Raw genomic sequence first — 17,499 nt, 5'->3', positions numbered from 1 at the left:
TCGGCGTCCGGCTCACGACCCTGCGTCCCGAGCAGGCGGCGTACATCGGCGTCCCGGTCGAGGGCCCGTACAAGCCCGACCACTACCGCTACTGACGGCTGGAGGACAGATGCTCGACGAGGAACAGGAGAGAGACCCGCAGACCGGCGATCCCGCCCGGGCCCCCGTGCTCCGGCTCGCCGGGGTCGAGGACGAACCCGGCGAGTCCCACATCGTGCGCGGAGTCGACTGAACTCAGGTGCCGACTCCGTCCGCCAGGTGCCGCCTGTACCAGTCGGCACACTGCGCGAACCGGTCCTCGAAGCCGGGGCCCGGGTCCACACCGGTCCGGCGCCAGATACGGCTGCTGTCGTACCAGTGGTCCTGGGTGAGCAACGCGTGCTGGTGGTCGGAGAGTTCGGGCATCCCCCGGGCGGCGAGCACGCGGTGCTCCTCGGGGGACGCGCAGGTCCGCGGCTGCGGCAGGCCCAGGAGCCCGCACAGGAGCAGCACCAGGCGCCGCATCCGGACCGGGCTGGGGTGGGCCACGTGGTACGGCTCGCCGGGTTCCGCCCCCGGCCCCAGCGGTGCCCGCACGAGCGCGGCGACGATGCGGGCCAGGTCGTCGACCGCGACGAGCGAGCCGGCCGACGACACGCCCATGGGCCAGGCCGGGACCCGCCTGAGCAACCGCGCAAGGGCGGGCACGAACCATCGGTCACCCGCACCGTAGACGAGGTGGGGCCGCAGCACGATCCCTCGGGCGTCGCGAACGGCTCTCTCGGCCCCAAGCCGGGAGGCACTCGCGGGCGAACCGGGTGCGGTCCCCAACTCACCCTCCCGTAGGCCCCGATGGGGTCCTAAGCCGTACACGGAGGCCGTGCTGACGTACACGACGCGCCGGACACCGGCCCGCTGGGCCTCTTCCAGGAGCGCTTGGGTGCCGGCGTAGTTGATGTCATGGCACTTCCGGGAGTCGCGGCCCACATAGCTGGCCGTGTGCACGAGCACGTCCGCTCCCGAGCAGCTGCCGCGGAGCGTGCTCCGGTCCATCAAGTCACCCGCCAGGTAACGCAATCCAGCGGTCTCCGGCCGACCGGTGGGCGGGCGTCGGGACAGGACGCGCAGCTGCGGTGCGGTACGCGGCGCGTCGGCCTCCCCCAGGAGCTGCCTCAGGACGGCGCTCCCGATGAAGCCCGTGCCGCCCACGAGAAGCACGGCCCCGGGGGCCCGTTCCGCGGGTCGGGCGGAACCCGTCCCGGTCGCCGGAAGGCCGGCCACCCCCGCTTCACCTCTCCGAACCGGCGCTGACGGTCACCCGGCAGCCGGCGACGGGGGATCCGCCCTGGTGGAAGGCGACGGACAGGGCCTCGCGACCGGGTCCGGCCGCTTCCCGTTCCGAGGTCGAGATCAGGCACGGCGAGTCGAACTCGACGTACTTGTGGAACTCCGCGTCGCAGGCGACGAGCAGCCCTTCCGGGCGCCGCAGCGCGTCGAGCGCGGCCTGTCGCGCGGCCTCCATGAGCACCATGCCCGGGAGGTGGTCGACCGGGTGGTCGAACAGCACCGGGTGGTCGGGGTCGGCGCGCAGGGCACGGGACCCGTCGCGGGACTCCGCGGCCAGGACTACGTCGAACTCGCAGGTGCGGCCGACGAGTTCGGGGCTCATGGCGGCGGGAAGGGAGCGGGAGGGAGTCGCCCCGGTGTAGTCGCCGCGCAGCCGGCGGTACACGGCCGGATTGACGCACTTCGCCGTCGCGCTCCCCGAGCCGACACGGCGGCCGTCCCGGTGGGCCACCACGTCGTAGGCGTACGCGGAGACGGTGTTCCCCCGGCGCACGACATCGCGGAGCGACACATCGAGCACCACGTGGGCGGGGCCCCGGCCGAGCTGGACTCCTTCCTCGGTGATGTCGAAGGACATGGTCTCCGTGAGGAAGGAGAAGCCGAGCGGTATGGCCAGGACCTCGTGGGCGAGCAGCAGCCCGGCCTGGCGGATCGCCTCGGCGAAGAGCATCGGATCGTGCCACCGTCCGGCGACGGCGCCGTAGTAGCTGTGCCCGCGTGACCACTGGGCGCCTATGCGGAGCTTGTCGTCCTCACAGGGTCTGACCCCCGTCAGAAGCACCTCCGATATCGCCGCCCGGTGCACCAGCGTCCGGGGCACCGTCTGCTCGAAGAGCTCCGGCTCGTCGCCCTCACTCTGACGAAAATCGGGGCGGTCGGCTTGTAGAAGTGCAGTCATCCTTGGCCTCCTGGCATGTGCGCGATTCGCGGCAATACATGGCTTGAGCAGGACAAACGACGGGCAAAGAGGCCCGGAACTCCTTAGTGGAACGAGCAATAGCGTACTAGCTGACTGGTTTTTTTTGGCAAGAGGGAGGAAGATTGCCATCAGCGGTAGCCGCGGTGACCACCGGAAGGATGGAAGACCACCATCCGCATCGCGGCGGACAGGAGCAGGCAGTGGCGAGAGCACGGCAAGAGCGAGCAGAGGTCACCCGCGAGGCGATCCTGGAGGGTGCGGCGGCAGCCTTCGACGCCGCGGGCTTCGGCAGTACGAGCTTGAGCGACATCTCGCAGCGAGCCGGGGTGACCAAGGGGGCCCTGTACTTCCACTTCCCGTCCAAGGAGGCCCTGGCCCACACCTTGATGACGGATCAGTTCGACATCACGTCCCTGCTCGCGGAGACGGAGCGTCCGGGCGTTCAGACGGCCATCGACCTCACGCATCACATGGCTGCCGGACTGCGCAGCAGCGTCCGCGTCCGGGCCGGGATCCGGCTCGTGATCGAGCTCGGCTCGTTCACCGACCCCGACCCCACGCTCTACAACAACTGGATCGAAACCGTCCGCGACTCCCTGGCTCCCGCGCAGGGCCGTGGCGACGTGAAGCCGGAGGTCAATGTCACCGACGCCGCCATCTACATCGTCGGCGCCTTCGCCGGTGTGCAGATCACCTCCCAGGTCCGTACCGGACGCGAGGACTTGCACCAGCGTGTGACCGACATGTGGACCTGGCTGCTTCCCGGCCTCGTGCCGGGCCGCAGGATCTCCCGGTTCGACCCGGCGGGGTCGCCCGAGCTCCGCGCCAGGATCGGCCCGCCGGCAGGCGACCGGCAGCCCGTTTCCCTTGCCTGAGCTGTCACCACCGCGGCGCCCGCCCACACCGTGAGGTGTGTCCGGGCGCCGCGGTGGTGACAGCTCAGAGCTTGGACCCGCCAGAGGCGTCGATGCACTGCCCGGTGACCCACCGGGCGGCGTCGGAGGCGAGGAAGGCCACGACGTCGGCGATGTCCGACGGCTGCCCCAGACGGTCGAAGACGGACCACGAGGCCAGCTCGGCGGCCCGTTCGGGGGCGGCGCGTCTGGCGGCGTTCATCTCGGTCTCGACGAAGCCGGGTTCCACCGCGTTCACGGTGATGCCGCGCCCGCCGAGTTCCTTGGCCAGGGCGAGGGTGAAGGTGTTCATCGCCCCCTTGCTCATCGCGTACACGACGGACTCCGGGAAGGCGATCCGGGTCGCGGCCGACGAGATGTTGATGATGCGCCCGCCGTCGCGCATCCGCTTCAGCCCTTGCTGGACCAGAAAGACCAGGGATCGCGTGTTCACCGCGAAGATGCGTTCGTACAGCTCAGGGGTGACGTCGTCGATACGGGCGGAACCGCTCACCCCCGCGTTGTTGACCAGGATGTCGAACTCGGGGCCCCAGCCCTGACGCGCGAGTCCGACGTCGAGTCCGGCGTAGAACTCGGTCACATCGCCCGGCACCCCTAACTCGGCGCACATCTCGAACGCCTGGCCGCCGTCCTGCCGGATCAGCTCGACCGTCCCCCGGGCCGCGTCCTCATGATGCCCGTAGTGAATCGCCACCCGCGCGCCTTCCCGCGCCAGCTTCCGCGCGACGCCGCGTCCTATGCCCCGGCTCCCTCCGGTGACCAGCGCGGTCTTCCCCGTGAGCACGCCCAATGTCCGACTCCTCTTCACGACGTGTGCCGATGCGATGGAATGCAGCAGACGATCTCTCTAGCGCTCTGCGTCGACGTGCACGGCGCCCGCGGCCGGGGCCGTGGTCCTGATCAACCGCTCCGAGTCCTCTGCGGTCAGCAGGGGCAGGACCAGCCCCCACAGATTGCTCAGCCATTTCTCGGCATCCTGCCGGGAAACACCCATCCAGGCGAGGGTCTCGACGCCGGAAACGGCGGCGGTGACCAGCGTCCGCGCTGACACATCAGCCACTGATTTCCCCAACTCCCCGTTCTTCCGGGCGTCTTCCAGGAGCTTCCACAGGCGTCCGAGCCACAGCGGATAGAAGTCCAGTGGCGTCGGCTCCTGATGCGTGCGTTCACGAGTGATCCGCACACTCGCGCGTATGAAGGAGTTCTCGCGCAGCAGGTCGTTGAGGGAGTGGGTGAGGTCGACGAGCACTTGCAGGCGTGAGGCATCGGGATCGTGCAGCTCCTCCACGAGTGTCTCCAGGACGTCCCTGCCGCGCGCCTGCACCACGTCGGCAAGCTCGTCCTTGGTGGAGAAGTGGAAGAACAGCGCCCCCTTGGTCACTCCGGCCGACTTGCTGACATCGGCCAGGGTGGCCCGCACGAACCCCTGCTCGGCGAACTGTTCGGCCGCTGACATCACCAACCGCTCAAGGGTCCGTTCGGATCGTACTTGCTTCGCCATGGATATCCTCGCGTATGAACAGTACCGGTCGCATGGTTTTATGGGAACCGCAGGAGGCTCATCCGGCCCAGGCCGGCACCTTCTCCGCGCGCGGCGACGCCGGTGCGGCGCCCCCTCGCGGCTCCGTGCGCCGCACCGGCAGCAGGTAGGCCGCGTCCGCGAGGTCCGCCAGGACCTGGGCGACCCCGAGCCCTTGCAGGCGGGCGGCCAGCGGTCGCAGCTCCCGCCAGGAGTCACCGCCCGTGCCCCCGACGAAGACCGGACGGGCCAGGGAGCCGGACGCCTTCAGCGCCGCGAGGCCGGCCAACTGCCCCGCCACCGCGTGGACCCCGGTCGCACAGACGAGGAGCAGTGCCTGCGCGTCACGACGCCGGGCCACCTCGGCGGCGGCCTGGTCCAGGGTGACCCCCGTGCCGAGGTTGAGGGTCTGGATGCCCCGGCAGCTCAGCCGCATGGACACCAGGAAGCTCTCCGCCGAGGACGCCGCGTCCCCCATCACGCCGACCACCACGAGCCGCTCTCCGGGGCCACTTTCGAGATCACTCATCGCTTCTCCTTCCGCAACTCCGCCACGCACACCGGAACCCGCCGACCGGCGATCCCCCGGAGCGGCTCGCTCATCCTAAAAACCGGTCGAACGGTATGTCAATAGAAACCGGTCGCACGGATTTTTTGACGGGGCCGGGGCCGGGGACACGGGGAGAAACCCGCCGACGCGGAGGGCGGGGCTGAGCCCCGCGATGCCGCCGAGGCGGAGTTCTACGGCGCGCCCACGGCTCCGCGCGCTCGGGCGCGCGGCCCCCTGCCGACCGCGCGCCCGAGCCGGCCGTCGACGCGCGCGGCGGTCCCGGGGCCGCCGGACGGGAACCTCCTGGGGGCGGGCACACGCGAGGGGCGGGCGGTACGGGATTCTCCCCGTACCGCCCGCCCCTCGCGTCGGCCGTTCGCGCCCGGCCCTCAGGCGCTGTCGGCCTCCAGGCTCATCGGGCCGTAGATCTTGGTCGTGTCCTCGAAGAGCGTCACCTGTACGGCGCCGCCCTCCAGGAGCTCTTTCCAGTACTCACCGATCCAGGACTCCGCGTCGCCCTGGGTGGTGAACTCCTCCGGCTGCAGCGCCGGCTCCGTCTCCGTACCGTCGGACTTCTCGAACCGCCACGTCCACGCCATGCCAGCCTCCCGGGTCGCGTTGCTGCCCGAAGCGTAGCCGGACGCGCACCTCGCACGGGGACGCGGGAGGATCAAGGTGTGGAACTGACACTGCTCGGCACCGGAGCCCCCGACGGGCTGCCGCGCCCCTCCTGCCCCTGCGCGGCCTGCGCCGCGGCCCGCGGCCCGTGGGCGCGGGCCGCGACGGCGTTGCTGATCGACGACGCGCTGCTGCTGGACCTCACCCCCGGAGTGGAGTTCGCGGCCGCCCGTGCGGGGCATTCCCTGGGCGCGGTCCGCCAGGTACTGCTGACCCATCCGCACGACGGCCCCGCCGTGGAGCTGCCCGCCCTGCTGCCGCCGGCCGGGCGGGTACCGGACGGCCAGGTCCTGACGCTGATCAGCGGGCACCGGGTGCGGGCGCTGGCGATGGACGCCCCGGGGACCGGGTACGAGGTGACCGCCCCTGAGGGCGAGCGGCTGCTGTACCTGCCGCCGGGGGCCGCCCCCTCCGGCCTGCCCGAGCGGGTGGAGCGGCCCCTGGACATGGTGCTCTGCGATGTGGTCGCCCGCCCCGACGCGGTGGCCCGGCTGCGGTCGGCGGGCGCGGCCGGCCCCGCCACGGAGGTGATCGCGGTCCACCTGGACCACGACGCCCCGCCGGGCCCGGCGCTGGAGCGGCGGCTCGCGGCGGCCGGGGCGCGGGCGGTGCCGGACGGGACGACGCTGGTGGTGGGCGAGTACCACGCGGTGCCGGACGTACCGCGCCGGGTACTGGTGACCGGCGGCGCGCGGTCCGGGAAGTCGGTGGAGGCGGAGCAGCGCCTGGAGACGTTCCCGGAGGTGGTGTACGTGGCGACCGGCGGGCGCCGCGACGGGGACGCGGAGTGGGCGGCCCGGGTCGGACTGCACCGGGAGCGCAGGCCGGGCGCCTGGCGGACCGAGGAGACCTGCGAGGTCGCGGAGCTGTTGCGGGCGGACGGGCCGCCGCTGCTGATCGACTGTCTGTCGCTGTGGCTGACCGACGCGATGGACCGGGTGGGGGCCTGGGAGGACGAACGGTGGCACGACGGCGGTGAGGCGGCGTTGCGGAAGCGGGTCGCGGAGCTGGCCTCGGCGGTGCGCGGCACCCGGCGTCCGGTGGTGCTGGTGACCAACGAGGTGGGATCCGGGGTGGTGCCCGCGACGTCGGCGGGGCGGCGGTTCCGGGACGAGCTGGGACGGCTGAACGCGGCGGTGGCGGCCGAGTGCGAGCAGGTGCTGCTGGTGGTGGCGGGGCAGGCGCTGGTGCTGCGGGGGTGAGTCGGGCCGGTCTCCTCGCGGCCGGGCCCGCGTGGCCGGGAACCTCGCGGCCGGGCCCGCCGTCGCCGTTCTCCTCGCGGAAGGTTCCCGTCGTCGCCGGGCACCTCCGGGCCGAGGCCCTCGCGGCCGGGTCCGCCCCGTGGGCCGACCGGTACTGTTCCGGGCAGGGCGTGTCCGGCGGATCAGGATCGGACAGGCCGCGGCGTCTGGTGCGGTGCATCGCAAGGCGCTGGAACGTCCACATCGCGGAGCGATTCGGGCGCTCCGGCAACGCGGCGAGGTGCCGTGCCAGACGCCGCGGACCCGGTCGGGATCCGCCGGACGCGCCCGGGGGCCCGCCGCCGGGCTCCCGGACCGGACCCGACGTGACGACCCGCGAGGCAGACCTCCGTGAACCTGGACGACTTCTCCGACCTGATCCAACGCCCCGACGGTGGTGTGCGGCGCGATGCCGAGGAGCGGCGCGAGCGGCTGGCCGTCCCCCCGGGGGCGCTCGGGCGGCTCGACGAGCTGGGCGAGTGGCTCAGCGCCGCGCAGCAGTCCGTGCCGGTCAGGGCCGTCGAGCAGCCGCGCCTGGTGCTCTTCGCCGGTGACCACGGGGTGGCGGAGCTGGGCGTCTCCGGCCGGCCGGCGGGAAGCGCGCACGAGCTGGTGCGGGCCGCCCTCGACGGGGCGAGCCCGGTCTCGGTGCTGGCGCGGCGCTTCTCGGTGCCGATGCGGATCGTGGACGTCTCCCTGGACTGCGATCCGGAGCTGCTGCCCGAGTCCGTGGTGCGGCACCGGGTGCGGCGGGGATCGGGGCGGATCGACGTCGAGGACGCGCTGAGCGCGCAGGAGGCGGAGCAGGCGGTCCGCCTGGGCATGGCCATCGCCGACGAGGAGGCGGACTCCGGCACCGATCTGGTGGTGCTCGGCGACCTCAGCGTCGGCGGGACCACGGCCGCGGCCACCCTCGTCGCCGCACTCTGCGGAACGGACGCCTCCGTGGTGACCGGGCGCGGTGGTGCGGGCATCGACGACCTGGCGTGGATGCGCAAGTGCGCGGCGATCAGGGACGCGCTGCGCCGGGCCCGGCCGGTGCTCGGCGACCAGTTGGAGCTGCTGGCGACGTCCGGCGGGGCGGACCTGGCGGCGATGACGGGCTTCCTGCTGCAGAGCGCGGTGCGCCGGATGCCGGTGATCCTGGACGGGGTCGTCTCGGCGGCCTGCGCGCTGGTGGCGCAGCGGGCGGCGTTCCGGGCGCCGGACTGGTGGCTGGCCGGCCAGGTCAGCGGCGAGCCCGCGCAGACGAAGGCGCTGGACCGGATGGCGCTGACCCCGCTGCTGGACCACGGCGTGACGGTGGGCGAGGGCTGCGGCGCGCTGCTGGCCCTCCCGCTGGTGCGGGCGGCGGCGGCGCTGGCCGCCGAACTGCCGGAGCGTGAGCCGGAGAAGACCGTGGACGAGGAGCCGGAGGCGGACCGGGCGGCCGAGCCGGGTGCGGCGGCCCTCGACGGGGCCTGAGGACCCGCTCCCCGGCTCCCGGGCTCCCCGGCTGCCCGGCTCCCCCACCACCCTCCCCCCCCGCCCCGTCAGTTGCCTCCCGGCTTCCGTCCGCACCTCCCCGGCCCCGTCCGCACCTTCGCCGGCCCTGTCCGGCCTCCCCCGGCCCCTGTCCGTGCGCCGACGAGACCCGCGTCACCCGGGCGTCGCTCAACTCCGGATGGCTCCCGTCCGTCTCCGGAGGGGAATCCGGCTCGGCGCGCGTCCGCGCCGATGTCACGCACCGACCGACCGACGGGGGTCCGTTTCATGCTGTCCGACAAGAGCGCCCGCCCGGCGCGCGTCCTCGTCGCCGCCGAAGCGGCCCCCGCGCCCGGGCGCGGGTAGATGAGCCGTCTCCCGGCCGTCCTGCGCCGAGCAGCGGTGCGGGAGTGGGGCCCGCTGTACACGACCGTGCGGGAGGGGCTCGCCGCACGGGGGACGCGGGCCCTCGCGCTGACGCCGGTCGCGGTGGCGCTGACCGCGCTCGTCCAGATGGCGCAGAACCAGGCGTGGGGCAGCCGGCCGGTGCAGAGCCTCGGAGCCGTACGGGCCGAGGACCCGCTCTGGCTCGCCCTCCTGCGGACCCCGCTGTCCCTGTTCGTGCCCGCGCCCGACCTGCCGGTGTGGGGCGCGCTGGCCCAGATCCTGCTGGTGTTCGGCGTCGCGGAGGTGTGCCTCGGGCGGTGGCGCACGCTCGCGGTGGCGTATCTGGCGACCCTGGCGGGGACGCTGTACGCGCGGATCGGCGTCGCGCTCGGGCCGGGGGTGTTCCCGGGACTGCCCGCCTCCGACGCGCAGGTGGTGGACACCGGCCCTTCGGCTGCCGTCGTCGGGCTCGCGGTCTACGTCTGCCATCGGCGACGGGCCTGGTTCACCGGGGCCCTGGTGATCCTCGCGATGGTGGTGGAGGTCCTCGTCAAGGACAACCTGGCGGGCCGCGAGCATCTGGCCGCCGTCGCCGCCGTCCTGGTGGTGTGCGGCGTACGGGAGTGGCGCGGACGGCGGCGCGGCGCTCAGGACCCGGGCGCGGACGGCGGCGGGACCCGGTCCGGGGCGCCGCCGACGATGTCCTGGAACCTCCGCCGCGGCCCGGCCCAGCGCACGTCGTGGTGGTAGGCCCGCAGCAGCGCCCTGGAGCGGGCCCGGTGGCGGCGGCGGTAGCAGCGCCTGGCCCAGGGCGAGGTGGGGCGGGCCAGCCGGATCGCGCCGACCAGCGCGACGAAGGGGACGAGGGTGCCCAGCACCGCCATCCGGGTCTTGCCCTTGAAGAGGCTGATCAGAACGAAGCAGAAATTGATCGCGTACGTCGCGATGACGCCCATCCTGCCCTGCTGCTCCTCGTCGGTGACGTCGTCGACGCCGAGCGGCGAGAAGCCCGCCAGGACCAGCAGCACGAGGGAAGCGGTCAGCACGACCACCTCCACGCTCCGGCGGCCCTCCTCGGTCCAGTACACGTCGTCCAGATGCAGGATCAGGGCGAACTCGTCCAGTACCAGACCGGCCCCCGTCCCGAAGATCACCGCGCACACCCCGGCGGCCACGCCGTGCCGCCCACTGGCCACCGCGCCGAATCCGCCGATCACCGACAGCACCACCCCGGGCACCACGTGGTGGATGTGCACCCCGCCCGGGGTGATGTCGCGGAACGGGCCCTTCCCGGCCCGGATCATGCGGGTGACGGTGCGGGTGATCACGAAGGTGAGGACGAAGGCGGCCAGCGCGAGGAGCAGGGGGAGCTTGCCCGGCTCCGCGATGTCGTCGTGCCACCAGTGACCCATGCCACCCACTCCCGATACGCCAGGTTTCCGCCGCGATGAGCGTGTTTCGACCAACCTAACCGCGGGGCCCAACGGCTAGCCTGCGCGCCGTGACCTCCCTGAACAGCCACGGCATACGCTTCGCCTTCGGCACCCTGACCGTGCTGCCCGTCCGCGTGACCCGCTGGGACCGCGCGACCGCCCGCTCCGGCATGCTCCGCGCCCCGCTCGCCGGGCTCGTCGTGGGGCTCCTCGCCGCCGCCCTCGGCTCCCTGTCCCTGCTGGCCGGCTCGGGGCCGCTGCTCGCGGCGGTGGCCTCCGTCGCGGTGCCCGCCGCTCTCACCCGGGGGCTGCACCTGGACGGCCTGGCGGACACGGCGGACGGGCTCGGCAGCGGGAAGCCGGCCGAGGACGCGCTGCGGATCATGAAGCAGTCCGACATTGGGCCGTTCGGTGTCATCACGCTGCTTCTGGTCCTGCTGGCCCAGGTCGCGGCCCTTTTCGAGCTGTACGGGCAGGGCTGGGCGCACGGGGCCCTCGGCGCCGTCGTCGCCGGCGTCGCCGCCCGCCTCGCCCTGACAGTGGCGTCCCGTCAGGGCGTCCCCGCCGCCCGCCCGGAGGGGCTCGGGGCGGCGGTCGCCTCCACGGTCCCGGCCGGGCGGGCGCTGCTCGCGGCGGTGGTGACGGCGGCGCTGTGCGCGGCGGCGGGTGCGCTGCTGGGCCCGTACGCGGCGGCGCGCCACGCGCTCGCGGTGCTCGGCGCGCTCGCCGCCGCGGAACTGCTGCTGCGGCACTGCGTACGGCGGTTCGGCGGGGTGACCGGGGACGTCTTCGGGGGCGTCGAGGAGACCGCGGCGACGGCGGCCCTGGTGGTGCTGGTCCTCGGGACCTGACGCCGCGGGCCGCCCTGCGGGCGACGACGGGAATGGTCAGACGCCCCCTAGCGGTACGGAACGGCCCGCCGCCGTCACCGTGCAGGAACCGCGCGCGTAGGCTCATTCCCGGCACATCGTGGGTGTGTCTACGATGCGCCGGGCACGGCCGGCCCACCCCTCGGCCGGACTCGAACTCAACGGAAGCGAGATTTCACCACCGTGACTGCTCTCACTCTCAGCACTGCCGGTGCGGCGACGCTGCGCGCCGACGCGCTCGTCGTCGGCGTCGCCAAGGGCTCCGCGCCCAAGTCGGGGGACCTGGTCCTGGCACCCGGCTCCGAGGCCGTGGACAAGGCGTTCGACGGAAAGCTCGCCACCGTCCTCGCGACCCTGGGTGCCACCGGTGCCGAGGGCGAACTGACCAAGCTGCCCGCCGCGTCCGGCCTCAAGGCCCCGGTCGTGCTCGCGGTCGGTCTCGGTCCGGTCCCGGGCAAGAAGGACGGGTACGACGCCGAGGCGCTGCGCCGTGCGGCGGGTGTCGCGGCCCGTGCGCTGACCGGCTTCAAGAAGGCCGGCTTCGCGCTGCCCGCCGCCTCCGTCGAGGACGCCGCCGCCGTCGCCGAGGGCGCGCTCCTGGGGGCGTACGCCTTCACCGCCTACCAGGGCGGCGAGAACAGGCTCGCCCCGAAGGACGCGAAGTCCAAGGACAGCGGCCCGAAGCTGCCGCTCGCCGAGGTGGCGCTGCTGGGCGCCAAGCCGCGCGACAAGGCGTACAAGGCCGCGGCCGAGCGCGCCCTGGCCCTGGTCGAGGAGATCAACCGGGCCCGCGACCTGATCAACACCCCGCCGAACGACCTGTACCCCGAGTCCTTCGCCGCCGTGGCCACCGCCGCGGGCAAGGAGCACGGCATCAAGGTCCAGGTCCTCGACGAGAAGGCCCTCGTCAAGGGCGGCTTCGGCGGCATCCTCGGCGTCGGCCAGGGCGCCGAGCGCGGCCCGCGCCTGGTGAAGCTCGCCTACACGCACCCGAAGGCGGAGAAGACCCTGGCCCTGGTGGGCAAGGGCATCACCTACGACTCGGGCGGCATCTCGCTCAAGCCGGCCGGCCACAACGAGACGATGAAGTGCGACATGGCCGGCGCCGCCGCCGTGTTCGCCGCCGTCGTCTCCGCCGCCCGCCTGGGCCTGAAGGTCAACGTCACCGGCTGGCTGGCGCTGGCCGAGAACATGCCCTCCGGCAACGCCACCCGCCCGGGCGACGTGCTGCGCATGTACAGCGGCAAGACCGTCGAGGTCCTCAACACCGACGCCGAGGGCCGGCTCGTCCTGGCCGACGCGCTGACCCGCGCCTCGGAGGAGAAGCCGGACGCGATCGTCGACGTGGCGACCCTGACCGGCGCGATGGTGCTGGCGCTCGGCAACCGCACCTTCGGTGTGATGGCCAACGACGACGCCTTCCGCACGTCGATCCACGAGATCGCCGAGGAGGTCGGCGAGCCCTCCTGGCCGATGCCGCTCCCCGCGGACCTGCGCAAGGGCATGGAGTCCCCGACCGCCGACATCGCCAACATGGGCGAGCGGATGGGCGGCGGCCTGGTGGCCGGCCTGTTCCTGCAGGAGTTCGTGGGCGAGGGCATCGCCTGGGCGCACCTGGACATCGCGGGCCCGGCCTTCCACGAGGGCGCGCCGTTCGGCTACACGCCCAAGGGCGGCACCGGCTCCGCGGTCCGCACCCTGGTGCGGCTCGCCGAGCGCACCGCCGCCGGCGACCTCGGCTGAGCCGAACCCAGCCGATGACGCGTACGGCCCCGGGCATAGGTCCGGGGCCGTACGTTGTTGCCGGAGGGGAAACGGCACGGTGGTGCGGTGGAGGACGAGCGGGTTTCGCTCTCGACGAACACCGGCCGGATCCGTAGGTATCTACGCAGCAGTAACCCTCCGGGACGGACGATCATCCGTCCCGGACCCGGGCCCCGCGTCCCGCCCGCCGTCGACAAGTGCGAAGATGGGTTCTCGGCAGGACAGGGCCCCCACCACAGGGCCGAAGACAGAAGCGGCCGCACACCAGCCGACCGGCCGGTCACACCCCAGCACGGGGCCCCGGCGTACGGCGCACATGCATGGAGGACGTGACGTGGCGAACGACGCCAGCACCGTTTTCGACCTAGTGATCCTCGGCGGTGGCAGTGGCGGTTACGCCGCGGCCCTGCGCGGAGCGCAGCTGGGCCTGGACGTCGCCCTGATCGAGAAGGGCAAGGTCGGCGGCACCTGCCTGCACAACGGCTGCATTCCCACGAAGGCACTGCTGCACGCGGGCGAGATCGCGGACCAGGCCCGCGAGTCGGCCCAGTTCGGCGTGAAGGCGACCTTCGAGGGCATCGACATGGAGGCCGTCAACAAGTACAAGGACGAGGTGATCTCGGGCCTGTACAAGGGTCTCCAGGGGCTCATCGCCTCGCGCAAGGTCCACTACATCGAGGGCGAGGGCAAGCTCTCCTCCCCCACCTCCGTCGACGTGAACGGCCAGCGTGTCCAGGGCCGCCACGTGCTGCTGGCGACCGGCTCCGTGCCGAAGTCGCTGCCCGGCCTGGAGATCGACGGCAACCGGATCATCTCCTCGGACCACGCGCTGACGATGGACCGCGTGCCGAAGTCGGCGATCGTCCTGGGCGGCGGCGTCATCGGCGTCGAGTTCGCCTCGGCGTGGAAGTCCTTCGGCACCGAGGTCACGATCGTCGAGGGCCTCAAGCACCTCGTCCCGGTCGAGGACGAGAACAGCTCCAAGCTTCTTGAGCGCGCGTTCCGCAAGCGCGGCATCAAGTTCAACCTCGGCACCTTCTTCGACAAGGCCGAGTACACGCAGGACGGCGTCCGTGTGACGCTCGCCGACGGCAAGACCTTCGAGGCGGAGCTGCTGCTCGTCGCCATCGGCCGCGGCCCGGTCTCGCAGGGCCTGGGCTACGAGGAGCAGGGTGTCGCGATGGACCGCGGCTACGTCGTGGTCGACGAGTACATGCAGACCAACGTCCCGACGATCTCGGCCGTGGGCGACCTCGTCCCGACCCTCCAGCTCGCCCACGTCGGCTTCGCCGAGGGCATCCTGGTGGCGGAGCGCCTCGCCGGTCTCAAGACCGTCCCGGTCGACTACGACGGCGTGCCCAAGGTGACGTACTGCCACCCCGAGGTCGCCTCCGTCGGCATCACCGAGGCCAAGGCCAAGGAGATCTACGGCGCGGACAAGGTCGTCGCCCTCAAGTACAACCTCGCGGGCAACGGCAAGAGCAAGATCCTCAAGACCGCGGGCGAGATCAAGCTCGTCCAGGTCAAGGACGGTGCCGTGGTCGGCGTCCACATGGTCGGCGACCGCATGGGCGAGCAGGTCGGCGAAGCCCAGCTGATCTACAACTGGGAGGCGCTGCCCGCCGAGGTCGCCCAGCTCATCCACGCACACCCGACGCAGAACGAGGCGATGGGCGAGGCTCACCTGGCACTGGCCGGCAAGCCTCTCCACGCCCACGACTGATCCCCCGGTTCCGGGCGCGACGACCGACCACTTCCGCATTTTCGTAAGGAGCAACTGAAACCATGTCGGTTTCCGTAACCCTTCCGGCGCTCGGCGAGAGCGTCACCGAGGGCACTGTCACCCGTTGGCTGAAGGCCGAGGGCGAGCGCGTCGAGGCCGACGAGCCGTTGCTCGAGGTCTCGACCGACAAGGTCGACACCGAGATCCCCGCCCCCGCGTCCGGTGTTCTGACGTCCATCAAGGTCGCCGAGGACGAGACCGTCGAGGTCGGCGCCGAGCTGGCCGTCATCGACGACGGTTCGGGCGCCCCGGCCGAGGCTCCGGCCCGGGCCGAGTCCACCGAGCCCGCCGCCGCCCCGGCTCCGGCCGCCGCGGAGGCTCCCACCGCCCCGTCGACCGAGACCGAGGCTCCCGCCGAGGCCCCGACCGCCGAGGCCGCCACCGGCGGTTCGTCCGCCGAGGGCACCGACGTCACCCTCCCGGCGCTCGGCGAGAGCGTCACCGAGGGCACCGTTACCCGCTGGCTCAAGGAGGTCGGCGAGGAGGTGGCCGAGGACGAGCCGCTGCTGGAGGTGTCCACGGACAAGGTCGACACCGAGATCCCCGCCCCGGTCGCCGGTGTGCTGCTGGAGATCGTGGTCGGCGAGGACGAGACCGCCGAGGTCGGCGCGAAGCTCGCCGTCATCGGCGCCCCGGGCGCGGCTCCGGCCGCGGCCCCGGCGCAGCCCGCCGCCCCGGCACAGGAGGCCCCGAAGCAGGAGGCCCCCAAGGAGGAAGCCCCGAAGCAGGAGGCTCCGAAGCAGGAAGCTCCGGCTCCGGCCCCCGCCGCTCCGGCCGCTCCCGCCGCCCCGGCACCGGCTCCGGCTCCGGCTCCGGCCGCTCCCGCGGCCCCGGCGCAGCCCGCTCCCGCCGCCCCGGCCGAGCCCTCCGGTGACGACGGCGCGTACGTCACGCCGCTGGTCCGCAAGCTCGCGTCCGAGAACAACGTGGACCTGAGCGCGGTCAAGGGCACCGGCGTCGGTGGCCGTATCCGCAAGCAGGACGTCGTCGCCGCCGCGGAGGCCGCCAAGGCCGCCGCGGCCGCTCCGGCGCCTGCCGCCGCTCCGGCCGCCGCCAAGGCGCCGAAGCTGGAGGCGTCCCCGCTGCGCGGTCAGACGGTCAAGATGACCCGCATGCGCAAGGTCATCGGCGACAACATGATGAAGGCGCTGCACTCGCAGGCCCAGCTGACCTCGGTCGTCGAGGTCGACATCACCAAGCTGATGAAGCTGCGCAACCAGGCGAAGGCCGCGTTCGCCGCCCGTGAGGGCGTCAAGCTGTCCCCGATGCCGTTCTTCGTGAAGGCGGCGGCCCAGGCGCTGAAGGCCCACCCGGTCGTCAACGCCCGGATCAACGAGGACGAGGGCACCATCACGTACTTCGACTCGGAGAACATCGGCATCGCCGTGGACGCCGAGAAGGGTCTGATGACCCCGGTCATCAAGGGTGCGGGCGACCTGAACATCGCCGGCATCTCGAAGAAGACCGCCGAGCTGGCGGGCAAGGCGCGCGGTGGCGGCCTGACCCCGGACGACATGTCCGGCGCCACCTTCACCATCAGCAACACCGGTTCGCGCGGTGCGCTGTTCGACACCGTCATCGTGCCGCCGAACCAGGGCGCCATCCTGGGCATCGGCGCCACGGTCCGCCGCCCGGTGGTCATCGACCACCCGGACCTCGGCGAGACCATCGCGGTGCGCGACATGACGTACCTCGCGCTCTCCTACGACCACCGTCTGGTGGACGGCGCGGACGCCGCCCGCTACCTGACGTCGGTCAAGGCGATCCTGGAGGCCGGTGAGTTCGAGGTCGAGCTCGGCCTCTGAACGCTCCGGCTGTAACCAGCCTCACCAGCGACGCCCCCGTCCGGAACTCATCCGGGCGGGGGCGTCGCCGTATTGTCTAAACACCACCGGCCGCGTGCTGCGCCGTGATGATGTAGGCAGCACCGGTCTGCCCTGAAGGAGCCCTCCATGACCCCGCCCGTCGTCCACTCGCTGCGCGAACAGATCCGCGAGCACATCGTGGAGGGGATCGTCAGCGGGCGCTGGAAGCCGGGTGAGCGGATCGTGGAGCGCCGCATCGCCACCGAGCTGGAGGTCAGCCAGACGCCCGTGCGCGAGGCGCTGCGCGAGCTGGAGACGCTCCGGTTGATCGAGTCCGCTCCGAACAAGGGCGTCCGCGTCCGCAACCTCACCGCCGCCGACCTGGAGGAGAGCTACCCGGTCCGGGCCGGCCTGGAGCAGATCGCGGCGGAGCTGGCGGCCCCGCGGCTGGGCCGGGACTGCTCGGCACTGGCCCCGCACGTGGCGGCACTGTACGAGGCGGACCGGCTGGCCGACGGCGAGGCCCAGGTGCGGCACACGGTCGGCTTCCACCGCGAGCTGGTGCGGGCCGCCGGGAACGCGGTGCTGCTGCACACCTGGGAGGGGCTGGGCATCGAGGTGTTCACCGCCCTGTCGATCCGCTGGCTGGGCACGGTGCAGAAGTCGTACGCGGAGGAGCACCAGACGCTCATCGACGCGTTCCTCGCCGAGGACCCGCGGATCGGGGCCCTGGTGAAGGCGCACGTGCTGGGTTGCGCGCCCCGCGCGTAGACGTTCCCGCGCGCCCGATCATCTGGCACTCGACGTGCTCTTCCGTGCAGGTCAGCGCCCCTTTTGCGCGCTATTT

At 72.7% G+C, this 17,499-nt stretch carries 18 protein-coding genes; 11 read left to right on the top strand and 7 right to left on the bottom strand.

What is annotated here, in order from left to right; translation table 11 throughout:
• On the top strand, positions 1-95 hold a 95-nt coding region (locus ACIQMU_RS17170; protein WP_352242470.1), incomplete at its 5' end, for an adenosylhomocysteinase.
• A gap of 14 nt (positions 96-109) precedes the next feature.
• The gene (locus ACIQMU_RS17165; protein WP_352242457.1) at positions 110-232 is read left to right on the top strand and encodes a hypothetical protein; all 123 of its coding nucleotides are present in this window, start codon (positions 110-112) and stop codon (positions 230-232) included.
• Between the two features lie 2 nt (positions 233-234).
• Here the strand turns inward: ACIQMU_RS17165 and ACIQMU_RS17160 are convergent, their stop codons facing one another.
• Entirely contained in the window at positions 235-1,188 is a 954-nt protein-coding gene (locus ACIQMU_RS17160; protein WP_402689119.1) for an NAD-dependent epimerase/dehydratase family protein, read from the bottom strand.
• Between the two features lie 79 nt (positions 1,189-1,267).
• Positions 1,268-2,224 (bottom strand): ScbA/BarX family gamma-butyrolactone biosynthesis protein, encoded by a 957-nt coding sequence (locus ACIQMU_RS17155; RefSeq protein ID WP_352242456.1) that lies wholly within the window; start codon positions 2,222-2,224, stop codon positions 1,268-1,270.
• A 221-nt stretch (positions 2,225-2,445) separates the two neighbouring features.
• On the opposite strand from ACIQMU_RS17155, the gene ACIQMU_RS17150 reads away from it, so the two are divergent.
• Positions 2,446-3,120, top strand: a complete 675-nt coding sequence (locus ACIQMU_RS17150) for a ScbR family autoregulator-binding transcription factor (RefSeq protein WP_352242455.1) — start codon at positions 2,446-2,448, stop codon at positions 3,118-3,120.
• Between the two features lie 64 nt (positions 3,121-3,184).
• Here ACIQMU_RS17150 and ACIQMU_RS17145 read toward each other — a convergent pair whose 3' ends face one another.
• The 4 genes from ACIQMU_RS17145 to ACIQMU_RS17130 all read right to left on the bottom strand — a co-directional run bounded on the left by ACIQMU_RS17145 (position 3,185) and on the right by ACIQMU_RS17130 (position 5,827).
• Positions 3,185-3,949, bottom strand: coding sequence for an SDR family oxidoreductase (locus tag ACIQMU_RS17145; protein ID WP_352242454.1), 765 nt, complete (start codon positions 3,947-3,949; stop codon positions 3,185-3,187).
• 57 nt (positions 3,950-4,006) lie between these two features.
• Complete coding sequence (locus ACIQMU_RS17140; protein ID WP_352242453.1) at positions 4,007-4,660, bottom strand: ScbR family autoregulator-binding transcription factor; 654 nt, start codon at positions 4,658-4,660, stop codon at positions 4,007-4,009.
• A gap of 58 nt (positions 4,661-4,718) precedes the next feature.
• Positions 4,719-5,207: a hypothetical protein gene (locus tag ACIQMU_RS17135; RefSeq protein WP_352242452.1), complete on the bottom strand. Its 489-nt coding sequence runs from the start codon at positions 5,205-5,207 to the stop codon at positions 4,719-4,721.
• A gap of 410 nt (positions 5,208-5,617) precedes the next feature.
• Positions 5,618-5,827: a hypothetical protein gene (locus ACIQMU_RS17130; RefSeq protein ID WP_352242451.1), complete on the bottom strand. Its 210-nt coding sequence runs from the start codon at positions 5,825-5,827 to the stop codon at positions 5,618-5,620.
• Positions 5,828-5,905: 78 nt separating this feature from the next.
• Here ACIQMU_RS17130 and ACIQMU_RS17125 point away from each other — a divergent pair, with 78 nt between their 5' ends.
• The 3 genes from ACIQMU_RS17125 (at position 5,906) to ACIQMU_RS17115 (ending at position 9,748) form a co-directional block, all read left to right on the top strand.
• Positions 5,906-7,108 carry a bifunctional adenosylcobinamide kinase/adenosylcobinamide-phosphate guanylyltransferase gene (locus ACIQMU_RS17125; RefSeq protein ID WP_402689118.1) on the top strand — a complete coding sequence of 401 codons (1,203 nt, stop codon included), beginning with the start codon at positions 5,906-5,908 and terminating at the stop codon, positions 7,106-7,108.
• Between the two features lie 390 nt (positions 7,109-7,498).
• Complete coding sequence (cobT, locus tag ACIQMU_RS17120) at positions 7,499-8,611, top strand: nicotinate-nucleotide--dimethylbenzimidazole phosphoribosyltransferase (RefSeq protein ID WP_352242449.1); 1,113 nt, start codon at positions 7,499-7,501, stop codon at positions 8,609-8,611.
• 366 nt (positions 8,612-8,977) lie between these two features.
• Positions 8,978-9,748 carry a hypothetical protein gene (locus tag ACIQMU_RS17115; protein ID WP_352242448.1) on the top strand — a complete coding sequence of 257 codons (771 nt, stop codon included), beginning with the start codon at positions 8,978-8,980 and terminating at the stop codon, positions 9,746-9,748.
• Here ACIQMU_RS17115 and ACIQMU_RS17110 read toward each other — a convergent pair.
• Positions 9,646-10,410 carry a hypothetical protein gene (locus ACIQMU_RS17110; RefSeq protein ID WP_402689117.1) on the bottom strand — a complete coding sequence of 255 codons (765 nt, stop codon included), beginning with the start codon at positions 10,408-10,410 and terminating at the stop codon, positions 9,646-9,648. The two genes, ACIQMU_RS17115 and ACIQMU_RS17110, sit on opposite strands and share 103 nt — an antisense overlap.
• Positions 10,411-10,499: 89 nt before the next feature.
• Here ACIQMU_RS17110 and ACIQMU_RS17105 point away from each other — a divergent pair, with 89 nt between their 5' ends.
• From ACIQMU_RS17105 to ACIQMU_RS17085, 5 genes are all read left to right on the top strand, one after another.
• Positions 10,500-11,282: an adenosylcobinamide-GDP ribazoletransferase gene (locus ACIQMU_RS17105; protein ID WP_352242446.1), complete on the top strand. Its 783-nt coding sequence runs from the start codon at positions 10,500-10,502 to the stop codon at positions 11,280-11,282.
• Between the two features lie 201 nt (positions 11,283-11,483).
• The gene (locus ACIQMU_RS17100; RefSeq protein ID WP_352242445.1) at positions 11,484-13,043 is read left to right on the top strand and encodes a leucyl aminopeptidase; all 1,560 of its coding nucleotides are present in this window, start codon (positions 11,484-11,486) and stop codon (positions 13,041-13,043) included.
• 355 nt (positions 13,044-13,398) lie between these two features.
• Positions 13,399-14,787 (top strand): dihydrolipoyl dehydrogenase, encoded by a 1,389-nt coding sequence (gene lpdA / locus ACIQMU_RS17095; protein WP_352242444.1) that lies wholly within the window; start codon positions 13,399-13,401, stop codon positions 14,785-14,787.
• Positions 14,788-14,849: 62 nt separating this feature from the next.
• A complete protein-coding gene (sucB, locus tag ACIQMU_RS17090) occupies positions 14,850-16,652 on the top strand; it encodes a 2-oxoglutarate dehydrogenase, E2 component, dihydrolipoamide succinyltransferase (protein WP_402689116.1) in 1,803 nt (600 codons plus the stop codon).
• A gap of 147 nt (positions 16,653-16,799) precedes the next feature.
• On the top strand, positions 16,800-17,423 hold the full coding sequence (locus tag ACIQMU_RS17085) for a GntR family transcriptional regulator (RefSeq protein WP_402689115.1): 624 nt from the start codon (positions 16,800-16,802) through the stop codon (positions 17,421-17,423).
• Positions 17,424-17,499 lie beyond the last annotated feature (76 nt).

Source organism: Streptomyces sp. NPDC091649, from assembly GCF_044756785.1.
Lineage (GTDB): Bacteria > Actinomycetota > Actinomycetes > Streptomycetales > Streptomycetaceae > Streptomyces.
Note: the sequence above shows the minus strand (reverse complement) of the source record. Positions and strands in the feature narration are given on the sequence as shown.

Excerpts from the sequence above, each read along its gene's own strand:
- ACIQMU_RS17110 (WP_402689117.1), bottom strand. The coding sequence starts at position 10,410 with ATGGGTCACTGGTGGCACGACGACATCGCGGAGCCGGGCAAGCTCCCC.
- ACIQMU_RS17085 (WP_402689115.1), top strand. The coding sequence starts at position 16,800 with ATGACCCCGCCCGTCGTCCACTCGCTGCGCGAACAGATCCGCGAGCAC.
- ACIQMU_RS17130 (WP_352242451.1), bottom strand. The coding sequence starts at position 5,827 with ATGGCGTGGACGTGGCGGTTCGAGAAGTCCGACGGTACGGAGACGGAG.
- ACIQMU_RS17155 (WP_352242456.1), bottom strand. The coding sequence starts at position 2,224 with ATGACTGCACTTCTACAAGCCGACCGCCCCGATTTTCGTCAGAGTGAG.
- ACIQMU_RS17165 (WP_352242457.1), top strand. The coding sequence starts at position 110 with ATGCTCGACGAGGAACAGGAGAGAGACCCGCAGACCGGCGATCCCGCC.
- ACIQMU_RS17115 (WP_352242448.1), top strand. The coding sequence starts at position 8,978 with ATGAGCCGTCTCCCGGCCGTCCTGCGCCGAGCAGCGGTGCGGGAGTGG.
- sucB (WP_402689116.1), top strand. The coding sequence starts at position 14,850 with ATGTCGGTTTCCGTAACCCTTCCGGCGCTCGGCGAGAGCGTCACCGAG.
- ACIQMU_RS17140 (WP_352242453.1), bottom strand. The coding sequence starts at position 4,660 with ATGGCGAAGCAAGTACGATCCGAACGGACCCTTGAGCGGTTGGTGATG.
- ACIQMU_RS17135 (WP_352242452.1), bottom strand. The coding sequence starts at position 5,207 with ATGAGTGATCTCGAAAGTGGCCCCGGAGAGCGGCTCGTGGTGGTCGGC.